Consider the following 19259-nt stretch of genomic DNA (forward strand, 5'->3'; position numbering starts at 1 on the left):
ACTGGTGCGGTTTTTTCACGAAACGGAAGCTATGACCAAGGAAACCAGTGCGCGGCCTACCCGCGAAGACGACGAGATTGATCTGCGGGATCTGCTGGGCGTTCTGATTGACCGCAAGTGGTGGATCCTGGGAACAACCTTCCTGTTCGCGATGGTTGGCGCCGCCTACGCGATCCTGACGCCGCCAGTGTATCGGGCTGAGGCCACGGTGCAGGTTGAGTCGAAGATGCCCACCATTCCGGGTCTTGCAGATCTGACCTCTCTGGGCGGGGGCGGCAGTACCGCATCCACCACTGAAGTTGCGCTGCTGACCTCGCGCACGATCGTTGGTACCGCGGTCGACAAGATGCAGCTCGAGACGGTCATCGAGCCTCGGCGTTTCCCATTGGTGGGCGGACTGATTGCGCGTCGTTTCTCGGGTGAGACTGAGGGCGAAGTGGCGGCTCCGGTTCTGGGGCTTTCCAGCTATGGCTGGGGCGGCGATGAGCTGAAGATCCATCGCCTGGACGTTCCAGCACGGTTGCTCGACGAGCCGATGATGCTTGTTGCGGGTGACAAGGCCGGGGAGTACTCGCTGCTTGATGACGAGGGCGAAACCATTCTTGCCGGCAAGGTCGGCATGCCCGCCGAGGCCCGCGGGATCAAGATTGAAGTCGCGAGCCTGAATGCCAATCCGGGCATGCGCTTCACGCTGACCAAGCAGCGTCGCCTGGACGTGATCGCCGGGCTGCAGGAAGACATCCGTGCATCCGAACAGGGCAAGGACTCTGGCATCCTTCGTGTCAGCTATGAAGACACCGATGCGGATCGTGCGCAGGCGCTGGTGCAGAACATTGCCGAAGCGTACGTCCGGCAGAATGTTGATCGAGGCTCTGCTGAAGCGGCAACGCAGCTTGCCTTTGTGAAGGATCAGCTGCCAACCGTGCGCAAGCAGGTTGAGGACGCGCAGGCGGCAATGGCGGCCTACCAGTCCCGTTCGAATTCCGTCGACATTACGATGCAGACCAAGGGGCTGCTCGAGCAGGAGGTTGCCGTTGAGGCCAGCATCCAGCAGCTGCGCCTGAAGCAGGCGGAGATGGATCGCAGCTTCACGCGCGAGCATCCGGCTTACCGTGCGATGTTGAACCAGATTGGCGAGCTTGAGGCGCGCAAGAGTGGCTTCCGGCGTGAAGTGAGCGCACTGCCCGATACGCAGCAGGAGCTGCTGCGACATACCCGTGATCTGCAGGTCAGCAACGAGCTGTACACCGCGCTGTTGAACCAGGCGCAGCAGTTGGATGTTGCGCGGGCCGGTACGGTTGGCAATGTCCGGATCGTTGACGACGCGATCGTCGATATCAGCAAGCCGGTGAAGCCTCGCAAGCCGCTGATTGTTCTTGTGTCGTTCCTGTTGGGCGCATTCCTGTCCACTGCCGCGGTCTTCCTGCTTCGCATGCTGAATCCTGGTGTGGAGGATCCGGCGCAGATCGAGGAGTTGGGGCTGCCGGTGTACGCGGCCATTCCGCTCAGCAACTCGCGGAATCTACTGAAGGTTCAGAAGGGCAAGGGTGGCAAGAAGCGCGTGGTGGCAGATGGCCGCTCCCATCTTCTGGCCGCTGCCGAGCCTGCCGACCTCGCGGTGGAGGCACTGCGCAGCCTCCGTACCAGCCTGCACTTTGCGATGCTTGAGGCCAAGAACAACATTCTGGCCATCTCGGGGCCGCGCCCCGGCGTCGGCAAGACCTTCATTTCGGCGAACCTGGCGGCTGTCGTCGCTCAGGCGGGCCAGAAGGTTCTCGTCATCGACGTTGACATGCGAAAGGGCACCCTGCACAAGGTGCTGGGCGTGTCGCATTCCGGGGGCTTGTCTGATGTACTGGCTGGCAAGGTGACCCTGCAGGATGCAATTCATGCTGTCCCGGGCCTGGAGAACATGCATTACATCACCCGGGGTGATATTCCGCCGAACCCGTCGGAGCTGCTCATGCACCCGCGGTTCCTTCAGCTGCTGGAGGGCCTGGCCAAGGAGTACGACCTGGTGATCGTCGATACGCCGCCGATTCTTGCCGTCACCGACGCCGCAATTGTGGCCAACCACGCCGGCTCTACCTTGATGGTGACTCGATTCGGCGTGAACCAGCCGAAGGAGATCGAGCTTTCGATGAAGCGCTTAGAGCAGAATGGCGTGAAGGTGAAGGGCGCGATCTTCAATGCGGTGGAGAAGCGTGCCACGGGCTACTACAGCTACGGTTACTACGAGTACGCCTCAAGCGAGAAGTAATTGCCCGGACGGGGTCAGCTAAAGGGCTTTCCCCTCCGAGAGACAGAAAGGGCCGGTTGCATGTGCAACCGGCCCTTTCTTTTGGCTGCAGGAGACTGGAGCAGCGTAGGCAAACGAGAAGGGCCGGCTGCGCTGGCAGTCGGCCCTTCCTTGGTTTCTGTCGAATGGAGAGGGTGCCCGCCGTCAGTCGTCAGTCGTCAATTCTGTCGAGATTGTCGAAGAAGAAGTCCGGATCCCGCTCTGAAGTCAGCTGGTAAAGCGCATAGCTTCGGCTCAGGCGTGCGCCGCCGTCCCTGTACAGCGGATTCCATGCGAACGTTGCGCGCGCGCGCGTCGAGCGAGGCAGCAGGAAGTCGAAGGGAATCGAAATGAAGATGCCTTTGTCGAAACTGCCTTCGCCAAAGTCCTTGGACGAAACGTCGGTCTTGGTGGCGTACGCGCCCATGTTCACGCCGTTGTCGAAGGCGCGCGCGACCGAGATCGTGGCGCCCCAGTCCTTCGCCAGATAGCGGCCAGCGCTGATCATGCTGGTGATCTTGTGCTCATCGCCCCACTGATAGTAGAAGCTGGCGTGGCCGGTGGTGGTGCTGTAGTCGCGGAAGCTGAAGCGCTGATCGAAATCGCGCTGCTTCACCCAGTTCAGCTCGGCACCCACCGCCCAGCGCTCGTTGAGGGGGCGATAGAGGATCTCGCCACCCACGCCGCCGTACATGGCCTCGAACAGGCCGGCGTAGGCCGAACCATACAGGTCCTTGCCCAGCTGATGATTGCTGGTGAACTGCAGGTTGGTCAGGGTCAGGTCTTCCGTGGTCAGGTACTTACGGATGTTGGTGCGGACCCGGGGCAGGTTGCTAGGCGCGTCGTAGCGGAAGCGGTCGTAGTTGTTGTACGCGTTGTAGCTGGCCGTTCCACTCAGCCAGGTATTCCGCGTGAAGTGGAAGTTGACCGAGTAGGTGCCTGCGACCTGGAACAGGAAGAAGCCATCCGGTCCACCCAGCTGCTGCTGGTATCCAATATTGAACGCGCCGTCATAGCGTCGAAGTGGGGCCATATAGAGACTCTCGCGGCGCTGCTGCGCAGGCGCCGCCTGCTCGATGTGGCCAGCCAGCTCGCTCAACGGGGTGCGATTGTCGAGGTAGCTGTTGAAGGTGCTGCGCTCGATGCTGCTTTCCACGACGGGTACGCCTAGACGGGTATTCTCGATCGTGAACCAGGTGGTATCGGATGGCAGTTCGGAATCCAGGATGCGCGCCGCACGCCCAACACCCTGCGCGGGGTAGTAGAACCGACGCTGTTCACCGCTGACGATGACTTCCGATCCACGTCGGCTGATGCCCGTGACACGAAGGCCGGCGTTCTCTTCCAGGGTCCGGCTCAAGGCGGACCAGTCGATGTCACCCATTGACTGCGCAGAGGGTGCCGCGGATGCTCGCGCAACCGGAGGCGGATCCAGCAGCTTGGGCGTGGACTTCGCCCGCGCCACATTGCCGCGCAGGGTAATGCCGAACATGGCTGTGTCGCCCCGTTCCCAGCCAAGATGCAGTTGCACGTTGGGATTCACGGCATAGCTTGCGCCAAGGTTGATCGGGCTCTTCTGAGTCTGATTGTTGTTCTGTGGTTCGCGCTTGTAGTCGTTGCCGTCATACTCAAGCTTCAGCTGCAGGGGTTCCCAGGGTGTCTGGTAGGCGATGCCGCCGAAAATGCCGACGGGACCGCGGAACATGCCCTTGCTGTTGAAGTTGCCAGTGCCCTGCGCGCGCGGGCGCTCTTCAAAGCGATCGCTGATCACCCGAAGCGGATTCGAGAAGTCTCCTCGATTGCCGATGTAGCCGGTGGCAAGACCAAGGCTTGCATCGATCGGTCCGAACCGCTTGCTTGCAACCAGGTACTCGCTGGAGAACAGGCCGGTACCACCGATATCGCGGAAGCCTGCGGACACCTCGGGGGCCCATCGGCTTTCCTGCCACAGCCTGACCTTGAGGTCGATCGACTTGTCCTTGTAGTTCTGCTTGCCGCTCAGCCATTCCGGACCGTAGCGTCGGTTTGCGACCGAAACATAGCGGAACGCACCTTCAACCCATGGCAGGGGCTGCATCACCACGTTGTAGCGACTGTAGGGCGAGGTATGGCTTGCGGTGAAGCTCACTTCGCCGTCGTCGGCCATACGTGCGGTGGGGGTCTGCAGCAGGCCGACGCCGCCCCAATCGCTGGCGGTGGGCGCAGGGGCTGTTTGTGCGTGCAATACAGCGCTGACGCTCAGGCTGAGAAGGGCAACACTGGCGCGTGCCAGTGGGATGGAGCGATGGCGCATCAGTATGAAACTCCGGGTGCATCCAGCACCTGGGTGGCAAGGAAGCGCACGGCATCCTCGTTGACATCGGGGGCGATCGTGCGGATCTTGGCGGCGTCCAGCGGCACGTAGATTATGGCGCCAGGGGCAAGGTGCACGGGGGTGCTGCGGTTCCACAGGGCCACGCCGAGTTGCTGCACTTTGCCGTCGGGCTGGATGACGTAGAGATCATCCCGGCTCGCTGCTGGCAGCAAGGCACACGCGTTGCGGTAGCTTCGTGCGTCAAGTGTGGCTTGATGCTGTAGCTTGCACGGCTGTACGACCGCGCCAACAACCTGCACGGTTTCGGGTCGGCCGGGATAGACGATGCGGTCGCCGGCCAGCGCGGGTCGATTTTCCGCGACACTGGCTTCCAGGCGGCGCGGATCAAGGAGCTGCGGTTCGCGCCCGGTCACTGGCATGTCACCGAGCTCGCGCGCCAGCTGTGCGGCCGCGTCGGCAAGCTCCGGAGCATCCTGCTGGGAGGCGAGTGTTTCAAGATCGAAGAGCAGGCCCGCTTTGAGGCGGGTCTGTGGCGTCAGTGCACGTTGCCGAAGAAGGGCGGCGCCCAGCATATAGGCTTCCTCTTCCGGCGCTGCAGCAAGTGCGGCTGTGCTGAGGCGGGCCTCGGCGGGAAGCGTGTGCATGCCGGGATTGCGAACATGACCGGCCGCTTCGACGTTGATCGGCGATGAGGCGTGCGCATGTGAGGCCAGCGCCAGTGCCAGCCCAAGGATGATCGGTCGCAGTGTCATCGGTTCTGCAGGTCCTGCGAGTAGGGCTTGAGCTGGACAACTTCAAGGCTGGTGTCGGGAGCGATGGCCTGGATGCTCTTCCAGATGAACCCGTTGGCAGGATCGACCCAGTAGTGGTTGTCGCGCTTCCAGCCGTCGCCCTGAAGTCGCTCCCGCACGTGCAACAGCTCGCGCTCGCTCTCCAGGATATGGACCTTCTCCTTGCCCAGGGTGGTCAGGGTGCCGGTGACGCTCATTCCATACCGGTAATAAGGCATGACGTCGTAATGGCGCTGCACGGTCGTGCCATCCGCTATCCGATGCAGCGCGTGGAAGGGGGAATCCCCTTCGAGCGTCAAGTCCTCAAGTTCCGGGCTGCTGCCATGGGTTCCGACGACGATGCCATCCTTTAGGAAGACGATGCTTCGCTCGGAGCTGTACCACGCCTGGCGCCCGGAGTCGATGTTGCCAAGCACCAGAACGGCGCCACCCGCTGGACCGGTGACCTTGATCTGCGGGAATCGATTGGCGCCCACCTCGGTGGCCGTGGGTTCCACGTTGGGCTTGCCCTGCAGTGCCATCTGGACCGACTTGACGCTGGTCTTGCCCACGACACCGCAACTGGTTGCGGTGATGAGAACAAGCAAGGCCAGCGCCACGGGGCGCTGGCGGGTTGCATGTCGGGTGGCAGCCTGAGCGATCCTGCTCATGGTGCGGGCCACCTTACTTGTCCAGGTCGCTGCGCGCGCTGGCGGCGTTGCTGATAATGGAGGTGAACGGCAGCAGCTGGTTCACGAACCGGCTCCAGCGGGTTACGCCGGCGGCACCGACAAACACGACATCGCCGGGCTGCAGGTCGAACTGGCTGGCCACGGCAAATGCGGTCGGCGACTTGGCTTCCAGGTGGAACACCTGCGACGGAGTGCTCTGCAGGTCATTCGAACCGCGGATCACGTAGACAGCGTTGCCGTTGGAGGTGGTCTGCAACAGGCCGCGCGCACGGCCAAGTGCCTGGCTCAGGGAAATCTCGCCGGTCTTGAAGTTCATAGCGCCCGGCTGATTGACTTCGCCGACCACGAATACTTCCTTGTGGTCGAGATAGGGCACGTAGATGTGATCGCCGGACTTGAGGAACACATTGGTGTCGCCGCCGCCGCTGCGACCCAGTCGGTCGAGGTCGATGGTGTAGGTGGTGCCGTCACGTGTCAGGCGAATGCCGGACAGGTCGGCCTGTGCCGGATCAAGGCCCGCCTGGCTGATGGCGTCGCCCATCGTCAGTGGCGTTACCGTCAGCGGAACAGTGGCGGCCTGACGCGAGGCGCCGGTAACCCAGACGCGCTGGCTGGCATAGGTCAGCATGGAAACGTCCACCTGCGGCGCTTCGATGTAGCGGGCCAGCTTGGTGGAGATCTCTTCGCGCAGTTCGCCGGGCGTCTTGCCCGTGGCGGTGATCTTGCCGATATAGGGATAGAAGAGCGTTCCGTCGGACTGCACGAGGCGGCCTGCGGCGTTCAGCTGCTGCTGCGGGCCGGCCGGCACGGTCAGTTCGGGGTGATCCCAGACGGTGATGTAGAGAATGTCGCCCGCACCGATGCGGTAGGGGCCCGGCTGATACTGGGTCAGGGCGGCGGGCAGCGCCGCGACATCGCGGGTGGCGCGCTCCATGGCGATCAACTTGGGCGTGATCGGAATCAGTTCGATCTGGTCGTTGCCAATGGGCTGATCATCGCGAGCGAAGGTGCTCGAGCGAAGATGCTGGCCTGGCGCCCACATGCAGCCGGTCAGGGTGAGTGCCACCGTCATTGTGGCTACGAAACGCTTGCAGTCCATCGAAATCTGTTCCTGGCCCGATCGGGCATGAAAAAGCCCTCGCCGAACGTCGCCCGGCGAGGGCGGGGTTACTGCTTCGGCGGACCGATCAGTTGGTGCCGGTAGTGCCGGTGGTGCCGGTCGTACCGGTGGTGCCGGTCGGCGGGTTGGTGGTGCCGGTACCGCCGTTGTTGCCCGCGTCATCCTTGCTGCTGTCAGCAGCAACGCTGTACAGCACGCCAGCAGCGGCGATGCCCAGACCCACGGTAGCGACGGTGGTCAGGGTGCCGGTGGCGGCAGCGCCAGCAGCTTCAGCGCCAGCAACTTCAGCGCTGGTTTCGGTGGCGACAGGAGCTTCCTGAGCGAACACCGGCGAGGACAGGCCCAGCAGGGCCAGGGCGGCAATCATCTTCTTCATCTACGGGGTCTCCTACTCCGTGAGGGAAATTTTTCCACCGCTATGTTGGCTTCTATTCATTTGCCCTGTCAAGGAACGTGAAGGAAATGTGGAGTCGCCCTGGCGATTCTCAGAAGTTTTGGAAGATCTCAGCCCTGCCGGAGATGAGCTTTGCTAGTGCAATGACGAGTTGGTGCGTATGGACGTCCGGCAAGGCGAGGGGCAGCACCATTCCTGCGAGTACGGCAGCGACAACAGCCAGCGCAGGGGCGCGACCGACGGGTGATGCGGCCTGCAGTGCCCACGTGCTGCAGCTCAGCCCAAGAGCCAGCCCGGCAATGACTTCCGAAAGGCTATGGGCATGCAGCGGGATTCGTGACCAGGCAATGGCGGTGGCCAGCAGCACGCCCATTACCAGGCCGATCGCCCGTGCGCGATTGCCGGGGCCGGCAATCAGTACACCAACGACCGGATAGACGACACTGGACATTGCGGCATGCCCGGAGAAACCGGTGAAGTGCACGCTCTTGATGCCAATCCCCCAGCCCATGAAGGCCAGCTTTGAGGCAAGCGTGACGCCGGCGGTGACGGCGACGGCCAGCAGCCATCGCCATTTCAGGCGTGCGTCTGCACGGGGCAGGGTTATCAGTAGCACCAGGGCCATCGGCAGCAGCCAGCGGCTGTCGCCGAGGGCGGAGAGGGTTCGCCAGACGTCGGACATCCAGTTCACAACGGGTCGCGGCGGGCCAGCATATCTACTCCGAGTGCCCTGCAGAACGCCCCGCGCTTGGTCCATTCAGCCAGACGAGGTATCCTTTCCCGCTGCCAATGGCCCCGTAGCTCAGCTGGATAGAGCGTCCCCCTCCTAAGGGGAAGGTCGCCCGTTCGAATCGGGCCGGGGTCACCATATATCAAGCACTTAGCTGTTCGCCCTTGGCTTCAGGGTGCTCTATTTTGCTGTCCTAAGCATGCTTTTTGGCACAGTTGGCACACGCTCCTTCGGCGCAGGACTCGGAGTCCGGAGGCGCGTGATTGTTGCGCTCGGTCTCAGCATCTGGGAAATTTGCGGCTTCAGGGACCGATGAACAGGGGGAGGGGATGCCGATCCCGGCTTTAACGCAGGAGGGATATCTTCCTGCGGGTGAACATCTGTGTGATTTCACAGAGTTCGAAGAGACGTTCGCTCACAATGAGCACCGTGCTGCCTTACTGGCAAAGCTGCGAGACTTCCTTCGATTTCTCGATGGTGAAGGCTTAGCCCTGCCGTACTACCTGGACGGGAGCTATTCGACGGACAAGGCTTTCCCTGGAGACATCGATTTCGTTTTGGATTGCTCAGCGGCCTCCGGTGACCAGATTCGTGCTGCCTTTCTGTTGATGACCACGCGGCAACAGGAAATCAAGAACATCTATCAAGTGGATTTTTGGGTGTACTTCCCCGGGGCGCCTAGTGACCTGCGAAAGTTCTTCCAGTACGTTCGGGTGGAGGAAATGCAGGCTAAAAATATGTCTGTCGGCGCGCGCAAGGGCATCCTAAGGATACCGCAATGAAATGGGTTACCGAGGTTCATTCGAAGGCCCAGATACTTCAGGCGCAGATCGAGCATGCGCGCTCGATGGCGCGAGAATTCGGTCTCAATGAGGCAGATGCGATCGCGCCCTATCTGCGAGAAGTAGAGCGAATCTATGAGGCGGAATTTCCGTTGGCCCGTGCGATGGATGATTCCGATCTGGTGTTCCACATTGAAGGCCCAGCACTGGCTGATCACACCCCCAAGCTCAGTCTGGTCGAGTCAATCTTCGCGAACATCCGAACCCAGGTGTTTTCCGTCGCGAAGGCTGTGGCGAACATGGGAGCTGGCACGCACCTATCCGACAAGGATGTCGAGCTGTCGCTCTCTGCGCTCGCGCCAGGAAGTCTCTACATCGGGGTCAAGGCGGAGCCCCCAACATCACGGACTGGGCAGCAGCATCTGCTGGGCGAAGATGATCGGATTCTCATTGCAACCCGAGAGGCGATGAGGTCAATTCGGCTGGTCAGCCAACATTTAAATGATGACGCTCCCGAAGTGTTGGCGGAGATCCCAGACGCTGTGGTTCGGGATGCTGCTCTTGTTGCCGTTGCTCGTCTCGCTCCCACAGGGAGAGTGGGTATTACCAAGATCACTCTCGCCTCTGCAGATCAGGGTAGGGCGTTTATGGGTGAGGGGCTTACACCCAAAGTTAGGAATGAACTAAAGCACCAGCTGCGAGGATCATTCCGCTCCGGACATAACGTAGTGACTCTGCGCGGCGAGGTTCGGGAGCTTGACTTGGATTTCGAAAGATTCGAACTCAGGCGAATCGAACAATATCCAGATCGGTCGGTCCGCTGTCGAGTGAGCCCGGAAGTGTTCATAGATATCCAGGCGCTTGTTGGGCAGCACGTGGAGGTCATTGGTTTGGCTGCAGAAGCAGCTGGTGAGCTTCCAAGAATGCTGCTGGTCTCCGAAGTGCGCGTCCTCGGCGGAGATCGTTCCGTGCTTCAGCCGACCCTGATCTAAGATCGTTGAAGAGAGATAGGTTTGATCAAGGACATCCCAACTGGTGCAGATTTTGAGGCTATTGGCTCCGCACTTCTGAATCAGGCGTGGGGAGATTTGATGTCACTATTGGTCGATCTTCAGGCAGCTCAGGAGTGGCTTGCCGACTCAGAGATTGAGGGGGACGAGTCGAGGGTGGTTGCAGAGGAGGAGTACTGGAGATCGGCTACGACCAGGCTGAGCACCATACTCGCAATTGCCCACCAATCTGCTGAGTTCTATCTTAAAGGAAGAATTGCGGATGTGAGCCCGTTTCTATTGCTTTCAAATAGCGTTAGGGACTGGCCTAAGGCTGATGCTAGTGGCGACACATCATTCTCTAAACTTCGTACGATCGATGCGCAGGATATTGTGCGCTTGCACGATCGTTGCTCGTCGTCTTCGCTCAGCGATTCGTTCAAGTCGCAGCTGGAGAATCTGCGAATTCGCCGAAATTCCATTATGCATATTGTTGACTCGGGTGTTGCTGTTAAGGTGAAAGAGTTGATCAGGTCGATTCTCGCTATTCATAAGAATCTAGTTGGGGGTAAATGGCTGGACTTCCGGAGGGCATCTCTTGATCAATCGAGTGGTAGTAAACTCTATCCTGACGAAGATCGATGGAGCGATGGGCATGTCGTATCAGAGTTTTTGACCCTTGAGTCCATTCTTTCGGGTGCTGAGTTTGAGGAGCACTTTGGTCTCCCCGCGGGTAGGCGGCGTTACATTTGTCCCCAGTGTACGTGGGAGACATTTTCGGATTCTGGCGTGAAGGTGTTCTCGGCTGTGCTGGAGCCAAATTCGCCAGAATCGAAGACCATATGGTGTCCTCTGTGCGATAAGGTGCAACCCGTTTATCGGTTGAGCTGTGAGGATGAATTGTGTCGCGGGAATGTGATTTCGGATGATTGGCTGAAATGCGCGACTTGTGCTGGTCGGCAAGTCAACCATCCGGATTAGCGTCAGCTAGTACTTGAGTTTAGATACCGCTCTCTCATCACCCTCTGGCGATAGATGGGCGTAGTATTTTTCAGTCGTCGCGTAATCTGCGTGTCCTGCTAGCAGCTGTACTCGGCGGAGAGGCACTCCGGCGATCACCATGTATGCGCAGAACGTGTGACGGAGCCTGTGAAGGTGCCCGCCTACACCGGCTAGGTCCGAATCCTTCTTGAACCAGTCGGATACGGTGTCCTTGTGCACCGTGACGAGCGGATCAGGCAAGTGGCGTAGCGCCCACTTGGCGTAGCGGTTGAGGGGAACTTCCCGCCATTTTCCTGACTTCGTCCTGCCTTCACCGCTTTCATCCGGGTCACTCTCCACCAGGAGGCGGCCCGCGACAACCGAGCTTTTCTCCAGGCCGATGATCTCGCCCCGCCTTAGCCCGGTGTGGGCCATGAAAAGCCACAGCGGCGCCCGCTCAGGGTTCGCCCGATACAGACGGCGCATGGCCGCCCTGTCATAGAACTTGACTGCCACGCTCCGCACGCCGCGAGGCGCCTTCACTGAGGCGAGCGGGTTAACGTCCAGCTCTTTCCATTCGACGCCGCGGTTGAACGCCGCCTTCAGCCGTCGAATCTCCTTCCCCACTGTTTCCTTTGCCGCCTTGTCGTCCAGCAGCCTGGAGCGCTTGTACTGCTCGACCTCGACTGCCCGGATACTATCGATGGGCCGGTGGCCGAAGCGCTCGATGAATCGCTTCACTTCGCTCCTGGCCTTCGAAATCGTGGTCGGGTGGCCTCCAGGGTAACGAGCGCCGAGAACACCTTGGCCAGCACAGCAAGCCAGGTCACCGATCTAAATACCACCATCACCACCACGTTCAACCGCGGCGACAACATCAACACCAATTCCGGTTTCGACGGCGGCATGGCCCCGTTCGTGAAGACGAACACGGGCGCTACTGGTGGTGACATTGTGTGGTCCAACGGTGCGGGGCAGATCGGCTCGGCGGTAGACGTGACCGTGGTACAGAACGCGACCCAGTCGCCAGGTCTGTTCGCCAACGGTAATCGCTGGTCGGGTATGAAGGCGGGCACCGGCCGCCGCATGCGCACCGTCGTTGTTGCTCGGGCAATCTCGGGCACTGCGTCGATCACGGCTCGCTGCCGTGTGCGTACGGGTGGGGTGGCTGGCGAGGGTAGCAACGACCAGACAACCCCGAACCTGACCACGGAGTGGCAGCGGTTCCAGCTAGAGCACCCCATCGGTGACGATCGTACGGAAGTCCTGTCCCACGTGTGGGTGACGAACCGTGCAGGGTCTACGGGCCCGGCCCGAGTCCTGATTGACCGGATCGAGTTTTACGACATTACCAACGAGGTCAAGATCACCGCCAATGCTGCTGCAACGGCCGGCCTCACCACGACGGTGAACCAGCAGGGCAGCAAGCTGGACGCGACTGCGCAGGATCTGGTGAGCCTGAAGACGCAGGTGGGGGACGTGTCGGCGGATGGCTTCGATCAGCTAAAGACGGAGGTTTCGCGGCAGGACGGGAGGATCAGCGCTAACGCCGTGGCGCTTCAAGGAGTGCAAGTCGGGCTGGAGGATAAGGCTGACGCGGCCGTGGTGGTGACCATGCAGGCGCAGATCAATGAGCAAGGAAGCTCCGGCAACTTGATTCCCAATAGTCTGTTCCCCGCTTGGAGCAACGTCACCTGGGTTGCACCGAATCAATTCGCAAGTAGCAGCAACGAAGCGTATCTGCCCTACGGTGTGCGGTCCGCTGCGTCTGGCTACCGTGCAGGGCAGTGGGCTGCAGGTTCGCAGAATGCTGGCTGGGGGCCGGGTATTCCTGTGGTTGCAGGCAGGTTCTACTGCTTTTCCGCATACATAAATGTCCATCGCTGTCGGATACAGCTGTACGTTGAATGGAAGAACGCAGCGGATCAGGTCATTGGGCGGATGCTCACACCTGTCGTGGGCCCAACTGGGCAAGCGAAGCTTCCACTGGATCAGTACAACCGGCCGTTCGTCATCGGTAAAGCTCCAATTGGAGCTGTGCAGGCCGTGGTGTTCTATTTGTTGGTGGGCACAGGTGAGTTGGATCCCTTCTACTGGATGTGGTATCCGATGTTCAGCGAAGTCGCCGATGGAGCAACCAAGCCCCCGACGTTTTCCGCATCAGGTGCGCAGGCCACCGCGCAGTGGGGGGTGAGTGTTCGAGCTGACAAAAAGATTGGTGGAGTGCAGCTCTCAGCTACGGGTGAGATATCTGCCTTTGATGTTCTGGCGGAAGTGTTCCGCGTGTCCTCCCCTAGCAACAGCGGCCAGCGCACCGAGTACAGCGACGGTCACTGGCGTTGCTTCTACCCGAACGGGCAGCTCGCCACTCGCATGGGTTGGTGGCAATAGCAAATGGCGGGAGGCGCAAGCGCCCTCCCGCCAATCACTAGAGGAGTAGAGCGCATGCCTGCGGGCATTCAGACCTTCAATCTCGACGGATCGCTGGAGATTGATTACACCACCCGCTTGGGGCTGTTCATTGGCACGGTTCAGACCGACGCCGTGCACGGTAACTCGACCTGGGTGGGGCCACTGCCACCAGGGGATTTCCTCTTCTACGTGGTGCCGCCTCCGGCGCAGCCTGGCCGTACACCGAGCGTTTGGTATTCAGATGGCCGGGTGTACTGGGGCACTGATGTGGATGCCAACGGGCAGCCGGCCTTTTCCCTGGTTCCGGCAACTGTCCTTTACGGGGTTCACCGAAATGCTAGTAGGAGGGTTTGAGGCATACACCCCATCTGGAACGGTGCAGGTCCGAAGTGACCTGCTCAACTTCCATCTACGTCACAAGTTCGATATCAACGAAGCTGGCGCCGTTGCGTACGAGGTGTCAGGGATCGTAGTAACCCGGTTCGTCACCCGTGACTTCCAGGCCAAGAGCCCAGTGGTTGCGGTCACCGGTCCGAACAACAACTTCGGGCTCAGCGTTATTCTGACCAATCTCGGTGGCAACAACTGGCGAGTGTCAGCGTACACCGGCTCAACATGGGTCGCTGGCACGGCGTGGGTGTACGACTCGGTTGTGACTGGAACACCGGGCAAGGAAGGAATCGAGGTGTACCGAGAGCACACCGGCGAACTGGCCTTCGCTTCCTGGGCGAAGCCCGTACGCATCATGGGCGTGACGACTGCTCCGTTCGGAGCGGCTGAGGGTGCATACATGCAGGTCCCGGCTGGAAGACGCTACGCGGTGATCTCGTCTCGTTCGTGTCAGCGGATTGAGCGCGGCGTGGGCTTCCGCCTGACCGGGCCGCAGGGGGATGGGACCGGTGCAGCGGGTTCGGGGCGCTTCTACTATGCTGGCGCGACTGCCCTGATCCCGCAGTCCGACAATGCGACACAGTTCAGCGCATCCGGTCACTTCGTGCTGATCGATGTAACCGGCCATTGATTGTCGGTCTCATGCCTCCGCAAACCATGCAGCATCAGTCGGAAGTCACCTGGTGCGAGACGCAGGTTAGATTCAATGCCAACCGTTCATTGGCTAATTGAAATTGATCGATTTGAACTTTGTCACTTTGTGGACTCGCTGCTCTGGATACGATCAAAGGGCGAGCAAGATGTTCGCGATTGAAGAAATGGAGCATTTCGTGAAATCGAGTCTTCTGAGTATTTCTTTGCTTCTCGCAGTTGGTGGCGCGTCCGTCGCCCATGCAAGCGGGACTGACCTGGCATCCGTGGCGAATGCGGCGGTGCAGATGGATCCCAGTCTTGCTGTGCCGGCTGGTGTCACGCTGGCAGAACTCCACCGCATCTACCAAGGCAAGAACAACACCCACAGAATTCTTCACTACGATATTGCCTCGTGGGTGCGTTCGGGCTGGATGGACGAGGGGGTCATCGGGTTTATCTCCACGACACCCTTTGAGAACAGTCACCCGATTAGGGAGTGTTTCAGTCACACCCCATGGGATGGCTTCACCTCAAAGGACATGAATTGTGAGGGACAAGTCATTCCTCCCAATCAAGGGCCGATCGGCTATGTATCGTCGGTGCAGCTGCCAGGAACCGCACCACTGTATCGATGCGCTTACACGTGGAAGGGGAAGCTCCGTCATTTCGACACCCGCGATGTTGGCTGCGAGGGAATTTCGGGCGCCCACAACGACGGGCCGCAAGGCTACGTCTTCATGTGATGTGGTAGCCGCCTAGCCTGTGGCTAGGCGGCTTCACCGTGGCACGATACTTTCTGCAGTGAGATGGTGGGCATGTGCTATTCCGCCCAGATCACCGCCGCCTATCAGAAGCTGGTCCGGATGACGGGCGCCACGCTGTCGCTGCAGGAGTTCGCCGCCCTCTACGCCCACGATCCGGGCAAGAAGCGGCCCAAGACCCCGAAGGCGATTGACGATGCCCTCGGGATCAATCGGTCAACTGGACGGGCTCAAGTAGAGAGAACAGGCTGATCTATACTGCTAGTTACACGCAGGTAATCGAGGTGCGAACCATCGGGCTCTTTACGCCATCACTGTCTTCAAGGTAGCGGTCCAGTACGATGACGCTGCCTGAAACTGGGTAAGCGTTAGTGCAGCGGGCCACCGCATTAAGCGTGCCTGGAGTGCTTCCGGGGAAAGGATACTGCGTAGAGTTCTGACTACAGTTGTAGTTCGGAGGGCAGGTCACAACCTTACTGCGAAGGTAGAGCGGATAGGTAGGAGAGCCTACGAACTGCAAGGTGTAAGGGATATCAGTGAGGTGCGGGCCTGTGACTGGTGGCAAGTTGGTGATTGTCAGCGGTCGGCAATCGGTTTCACCCTTCTTGAACGTGCGGTAACCCTTTTCCACGCCTTTCATGGCTGCTGAGCGGAATTCCGAGTCCTGAAGTGCCGCCGCATCTTCGGTGTTGGTATGGAAGGCCACCTCGATCAGTGCCGTGGGCATCTCCGCCTCTCGGACTTCAGCCTTCTCACTGCCGTCTACGAGGTCAGGCCGGATGGTAAAGTCAGCATACTTTTCAACTGCATTGATCTGTTCCTTCATGTAGCAGAGGATGTTCTTAGAGAGCTGCACGGATTGTGGATCATCCGTTTTTGTCATGACGAGGGTGCCGCGGGCGGTTGGGGCGGCGCCATTGGTATGCAGAGAGATGAAGGTCTCGGCATTGATGTGGTTAGCGTACTTGGCGCGGGCCATCAGATCGTCGTCGTACTCCCGAAGATTTGCCCGATTGGGTTTCCCATTTGGGTAGAGATTCCATATCGTGGAGCCTTCATTAGGCAGTAGTGATTTGATGTAGTAACGGGCGGCTAGATCTTTCCACGGAAGATTGCTCTCCGGTTCGATGAATGGCATCAGGATGTCACGGGTGTGGCGGACGTCAGTGACGTGCATGTAGCTGCGCGAGGTCAGGTATGTGTCCAGCATCGACGCATACTGCGGCGTGATGTCGTCCTCATGGACATTGGTGGTGCCTGCATAGGCAGTCGGGCGCTGGTACTTCCAAACGTTATCGCCATGGTGGAAGTATTTTCCGTGGCCTGGATTGATGAGAACCATTCCCGGCACAGGGGATGCCGCAGCGCGAGTACTACGTTGGATTTTCCTTTCTTTGACGTACTCAGGTGGGAATATCTCACTGAGTGTCCTGCCGCCAATTCTCAAGCTAACAAATTTGAAGGAAACGACACCAGATAGATAGTTGTAGAGCTCCATCTTGATGTCGCCAATTTTGTCGCTTAGATCTTCGTTGAGCTCCGTGGTGCCTTTGGGCAGATAGCCCGAATCAAGGTCTATCCAGACTATTCCGGTAGATTGATCAGGAGAAATTCTAACTAGTACCTTCGATTCCTGTCCGGGTAGTCTTTTCTGTTTATCAACGAAGCGCTGTAGCTCAGGTTCAAGTTGGGCGAAAATCGCCGTGCTTTGAGCAACGGATCGAAGTGGTTGTTCCTTTATAGGCTGCGTTGATTGAGAGCTTGCATTGGTGGTAAGCGCCAAAGAAAGCGCTAGTCCTGCAGCTATACAAGCAAGCTTCTTGCCTTGAGTAACAGACATCATGCATCTCCTTTGCTGATGGATCCCCCGCTTTTGAGGGTAACAGCAATGACCCCGTTAGGTGAAATGGTGGGCCATTGCGTTTGTTGCAAATAGATGAAGTTTTGTGAAGGTGAAGAATAGCCTCACTGCTGGTGCAAGCGGCCGCCGTAGGGGAATGGCTAGGCTTCAACGCGGAATTGCCCGATTGAGCTCGCTGAGCAAGACGGGCATTCTGACCTTGTCGGATCCGGGGCCGCAGGCAGCTCAACCCGGGGGCGCGTGAGCAGCGCCGCGCCGGCTCAACTGCAGTGGACAGTTGGTTAGGGCTGTGGCCATAGTCACGGCTGGCCAATGGATGTGCCCTATGAGCATCCTCAACGTACTGATCAGCCGTGACCAGCTTGTCGTTGCAGTGGATACGCTTGCGGAGGATGTCCTGACGGGCGCCCACTCTGCCGGTGCCAAGGTGCTCCTGATACCGCAGCACAACGTGCTACTGGCCACCAGAGGTGGGGCCCAGTTCTTCCTGAAGATCTACGAGCTGGCTCTGCAGGCGAGCTTCAGGGCCGACTTCTCCATTGAGCAGCTTTCGGCCGAGATGGGGCCTGTAATGGACCAACTGTGATTGAACTATGAGAAGGCGGCCGCAGAGGCTGAGCTGCCTATCGAACAGCTCGGGACTGAGATTGTCCTGGGCGGTTGGTCGCCCAGAAGCGGCAGAATGATGGCCACGGTTTATGCCAAGAGCGACAGCCGGCAGGCTACGGCAGTGCAGCCGATCGGCGGCCAGTTTGCATCACCAGGTGATCCACTCAAAGGCGTGGCACCGAGCATGCTGCAGGTCGACTTGATGGCGGCGGGACGGCTCCAGGCGAGCTACCTCAACGAGCAGATGGGCCGCCAGGTCGCCGGCGGGCGTCTGCTGATCGGGTTCTTGCAGCAGGGCCAGGCTGTGGTGAAGGACTTGGGACCGATCTGACGATCTGGGCGAGGTAGCTGGACGAATCGGCCGCACATGGCGCGATTCAGGCCGGCATCGCAAGAGGCATCGTAGGCCCCAGCACTTGGTCGCATTCGACCAAGCGGGCGTTGCTGACTGCCTGACGCTCGCCGCATCCAGCGCAAGCGAGCAGGGTTCCTCCCGGCATTGTCTGCAGGTCCGGAGCGCTTGAATGGGTGACATGTCTGCACTGGTTGCAGCGGACAGTAATGGCACCTACGTGCTTCAACTTGCCCAGCTCGTCGCGGTCCGCGTCGAGGTCGATAACGTAAAAAAGGCCTGTATCTGGCATTGCTAACTACCTGAAAATTTTGCGCATGCTGCGCTTTGTGGTGCCTGCATCTTGTGACGAAGGTCCGAATCCAGCAACACCCGAAGCTGACGCGTTCAGGACGATTCAACGACCTCACGCGCACATGAGCCCGCTGCTGCTACGGTGGTCCTTCATCAAGGAGGTGCGCAATGCCCATCAGGGCGGTTGTATATGTGAGCGGTGCCGGAGAGGGAATCGCCGGCGACAAGCTGGGCCTGTCCAACGGAAAGCTGGATCAGATCGTGGATGACGCGGCCCGGTTCAACCGTAATGCTGGGGTTACGGGGGTGCTCCTCTTCGATGGCGGACGCTTCCTCCAATACATGGAGGGGCCAGAGGACGGATTGGCAGTGGCCTACTCCAGGGTTCTGGGTGCCACCAGCCACAACGGCATTGTGGAGCTGCAGCGGGGCAGGGTGGGGCAACGCCGCCTGCCGTTCTGGCCCATGAAATGGCTGCCAGTTGAGCCGGAGGAGCTTAAGCGGGCGGCCCATGCGGACTGGACTCGGTTCAATCAGCGCGGCGATGCCCAGGCCGCCTATGCGACCGCGATGGATCTGTTGGTCGCGTTAGTTGAGCCGTACGCCATCGCAGCCTAGCGCTTGCTGCTTGGCTCGCCGATTTGCTCGGTCAGAACCATCAGCGATTGCTCAAATGCGGCGGCGAAGAGATCGCCGCCATCGTGCTTGTGCTTCGTCGCGATGCTGGGAAGTAGGCGTAACCAGGTGTCGGTCAGCTGCTCGGGCGCCGGGTGGGTCAGTACACAAACCCTCAGCGCGTACACCGTAGCTTTCAAATAGCCGCGATGAACCTCGATCGCAACTTCGCAGGAGTGGAGGCGGTCCCGCAGTTCGGAGATGCCATCGGTCATTTTGGGT

General features: G+C 59.7%; 20 protein-coding genes, 1 tRNA gene and 1 pseudogene. 13 read left to right on the top strand and 9 right to left on the bottom strand.

Annotated features, from left to right (window positions below):
• Positions 1-31 precede the first annotated feature (31 nt).
• Positions 32-2260, top strand: a complete 2229-nt coding sequence (locus ACZK4Z_RS09325) for a polysaccharide biosynthesis tyrosine autokinase (protein WP_478451437.1) — start codon at positions 32-34, stop codon at positions 2258-2260.
• Positions 2261-2450: 190 nt separating this feature from the next.
• On the opposite strand, the gene ACZK4Z_RS09330 is transcribed toward ACZK4Z_RS09325, so the two are convergent.
• The 6 genes from ACZK4Z_RS09330 to ACZK4Z_RS09355 all read right to left on the bottom strand — a co-directional run bounded on the left by ACZK4Z_RS09330 (position 2451) and on the right by ACZK4Z_RS09355 (position 8250).
• Positions 2451-4571 carry a YjbH domain-containing protein gene (locus ACZK4Z_RS09330; protein WP_478451439.1) on the bottom strand — a complete coding sequence of 707 codons (2121 nt, stop codon included), beginning with the start codon at positions 4569-4571 and terminating at the stop codon, positions 2451-2453.
• On the bottom strand, positions 4571-5344 hold the full coding sequence (locus ACZK4Z_RS09335; RefSeq protein WP_478451441.1) for a capsule biosynthesis GfcC family protein: 774 nt from the start codon (positions 5342-5344) through the stop codon (positions 4571-4573). Before ACZK4Z_RS09335 ends, ACZK4Z_RS09330 begins: the two co-directional genes overlap by 1 nt.
• Positions 5341-6033, bottom strand: a complete 693-nt coding sequence (locus ACZK4Z_RS09340; RefSeq protein WP_478451442.1) for a YjbF family lipoprotein — start codon at positions 6031-6033, stop codon at positions 5341-5343. The genes ACZK4Z_RS09335 and ACZK4Z_RS09340 overlap by 4 nt, the downstream gene beginning before the upstream one ends.
• A gap of 13 nt (positions 6034-6046) precedes the next feature.
• Positions 6047-7153 carry a polysaccharide biosynthesis/export family protein gene (locus ACZK4Z_RS09345; protein WP_010484747.1) on the bottom strand — a complete coding sequence of 369 codons (1107 nt, stop codon included), beginning with the start codon at positions 7151-7153 and terminating at the stop codon, positions 6047-6049.
• A gap of 88 nt (positions 7154-7241) precedes the next feature.
• A complete protein-coding gene (locus tag ACZK4Z_RS09350; RefSeq protein ID WP_478451444.1) occupies positions 7242-7550 on the bottom strand; it encodes a hypothetical protein in 309 nt (102 codons plus the stop codon).
• 109 nt (positions 7551-7659) lie between these two features.
• Entirely contained in the window at positions 7660-8250 is a 591-nt protein-coding gene (locus tag ACZK4Z_RS09355; protein WP_478451445.1) for a phosphatase PAP2 family protein, read from the bottom strand.
• Between the two features lie 109 nt (positions 8251-8359).
• Between ACZK4Z_RS09355 and ACZK4Z_RS09360 the strand changes: the two genes are divergently transcribed.
• From ACZK4Z_RS09360 to ACZK4Z_RS09375, 4 genes are all read left to right on the top strand, one after another.
• A tRNA-Arg gene (locus ACZK4Z_RS09360) sits at positions 8360-8436 on the top strand.
• 125 nt (positions 8437-8561) lie between these two features.
• On the top strand, positions 8562-9080 hold the full coding sequence (locus ACZK4Z_RS09365; RefSeq protein WP_478451447.1) for a DUF6932 family protein: 519 nt from the start codon (positions 8562-8564) through the stop codon (positions 9078-9080).
• Positions 9077-10072 carry a hypothetical protein gene (locus tag ACZK4Z_RS09370; protein WP_478451448.1) on the top strand — a complete coding sequence of 332 codons (996 nt, stop codon included), beginning with the start codon at positions 9077-9079 and terminating at the stop codon, positions 10070-10072. The genes ACZK4Z_RS09365 and ACZK4Z_RS09370 overlap by 4 nt, the downstream gene beginning before the upstream one ends.
• 21 nt (positions 10073-10093) lie before the next feature.
• A complete protein-coding gene (locus ACZK4Z_RS09375) occupies positions 10094-11050 on the top strand; it encodes a hypothetical protein (RefSeq protein WP_478451450.1) in 957 nt (318 codons plus the stop codon).
• 6 nt (positions 11051-11056) lie between these two features.
• On the opposite strand, the gene ACZK4Z_RS09380 is transcribed toward ACZK4Z_RS09375, so the two are convergent.
• Positions 11057-11791 carry a tyrosine-type recombinase/integrase gene (locus ACZK4Z_RS09380; RefSeq protein WP_478451451.1) on the bottom strand — a complete coding sequence of 245 codons (735 nt, stop codon included), beginning with the start codon at positions 11789-11791 and terminating at the stop codon, positions 11057-11059.
• Here ACZK4Z_RS09380 and ACZK4Z_RS09385 point away from each other — a divergent pair.
• The 5 genes and pseudogenes from ACZK4Z_RS09385 to ACZK4Z_RS09405 all read left to right on the top strand — a co-directional run.
• Positions 11762-13441, top strand: a complete 1680-nt coding sequence (locus ACZK4Z_RS09385) for a hypothetical protein (RefSeq protein ID WP_478451453.1) — start codon at positions 11762-11764, stop codon at positions 13439-13441. The genes ACZK4Z_RS09380 and ACZK4Z_RS09385 overlap by 30 nt on opposite strands.
• 54 nt (positions 13442-13495) lie before the next feature.
• Positions 13496-13816, top strand: a complete 321-nt coding sequence (locus ACZK4Z_RS09390) for a hypothetical protein (RefSeq protein WP_478451454.1) — start codon at positions 13496-13498, stop codon at positions 13814-13816.
• 22 nt (positions 13817-13838) lie between these two features.
• Positions 13839-14483: a hypothetical protein gene (locus ACZK4Z_RS09395; RefSeq protein ID WP_478451455.1), complete on the top strand. Its 645-nt coding sequence runs from the start codon at positions 13839-13841 to the stop codon at positions 14481-14483.
• A 169-nt stretch (positions 14484-14652) separates the two neighbouring features.
• Positions 14653-15228 (top strand): hypothetical protein, encoded by a 576-nt coding sequence (locus ACZK4Z_RS09400; RefSeq protein WP_197618003.1) that lies wholly within the window; start codon positions 14653-14655, stop codon positions 15226-15228.
• A 72-nt stretch (positions 15229-15300) separates the two neighbouring features.
• Positions 15301-15474 (top strand): annotated as a pseudogene (locus ACZK4Z_RS09405) (SOS response-associated peptidase family protein); the annotation flags it as partial.
• Positions 15475-15511: 37 nt separating this feature from the next.
• Here the strand turns inward: ACZK4Z_RS09405 and ACZK4Z_RS09410 are convergent.
• Positions 15512-17086 carry an N-acetylmuramoyl-L-alanine amidase gene (locus tag ACZK4Z_RS09410; RefSeq protein ID WP_478451456.1) on the bottom strand — a complete coding sequence of 525 codons (1575 nt, stop codon included), beginning with the start codon at positions 17084-17086 and terminating at the stop codon, positions 15512-15514.
• Positions 17087-17432: 346 nt separating this feature from the next.
• On the opposite strand from ACZK4Z_RS09410, the gene ACZK4Z_RS09415 reads away from it, so the two are divergent.
• The 3 genes from ACZK4Z_RS09415 (at position 17433) to ACZK4Z_RS09425 (ending at position 18980) form a co-directional block, all read left to right on the top strand.
• Complete coding sequence (locus ACZK4Z_RS09415) at positions 17433-17693, top strand: hypothetical protein (protein WP_478451457.1); 261 nt, start codon at positions 17433-17435, stop codon at positions 17691-17693.
• Entirely contained in the window at positions 17694-18047 is a 354-nt protein-coding gene (locus ACZK4Z_RS09420; protein WP_478451458.1) for a hypothetical protein, read from the top strand.
• 483 nt (positions 18048-18530) lie between these two features.
• Complete coding sequence (locus ACZK4Z_RS09425; RefSeq protein WP_346484651.1) at positions 18531-18980, top strand: BLUF domain-containing protein; 450 nt, start codon at positions 18531-18533, stop codon at positions 18978-18980.
• On the opposite strand, the gene ACZK4Z_RS09430 is transcribed toward ACZK4Z_RS09425, so the two are convergent.
• Complete coding sequence (locus ACZK4Z_RS09430; RefSeq protein ID WP_478451459.1) at positions 18977-19252, bottom strand: hypothetical protein; 276 nt, start codon at positions 19250-19252, stop codon at positions 18977-18979. The genes ACZK4Z_RS09425 and ACZK4Z_RS09430 overlap by 4 nt on opposite strands.
• Positions 19253-19259: the final 7 nt, after the last annotated feature.

The sequence above is a fragment of the Stenotrophomonas sp. 71799_Sma genome (assembly GCF_056482505.1).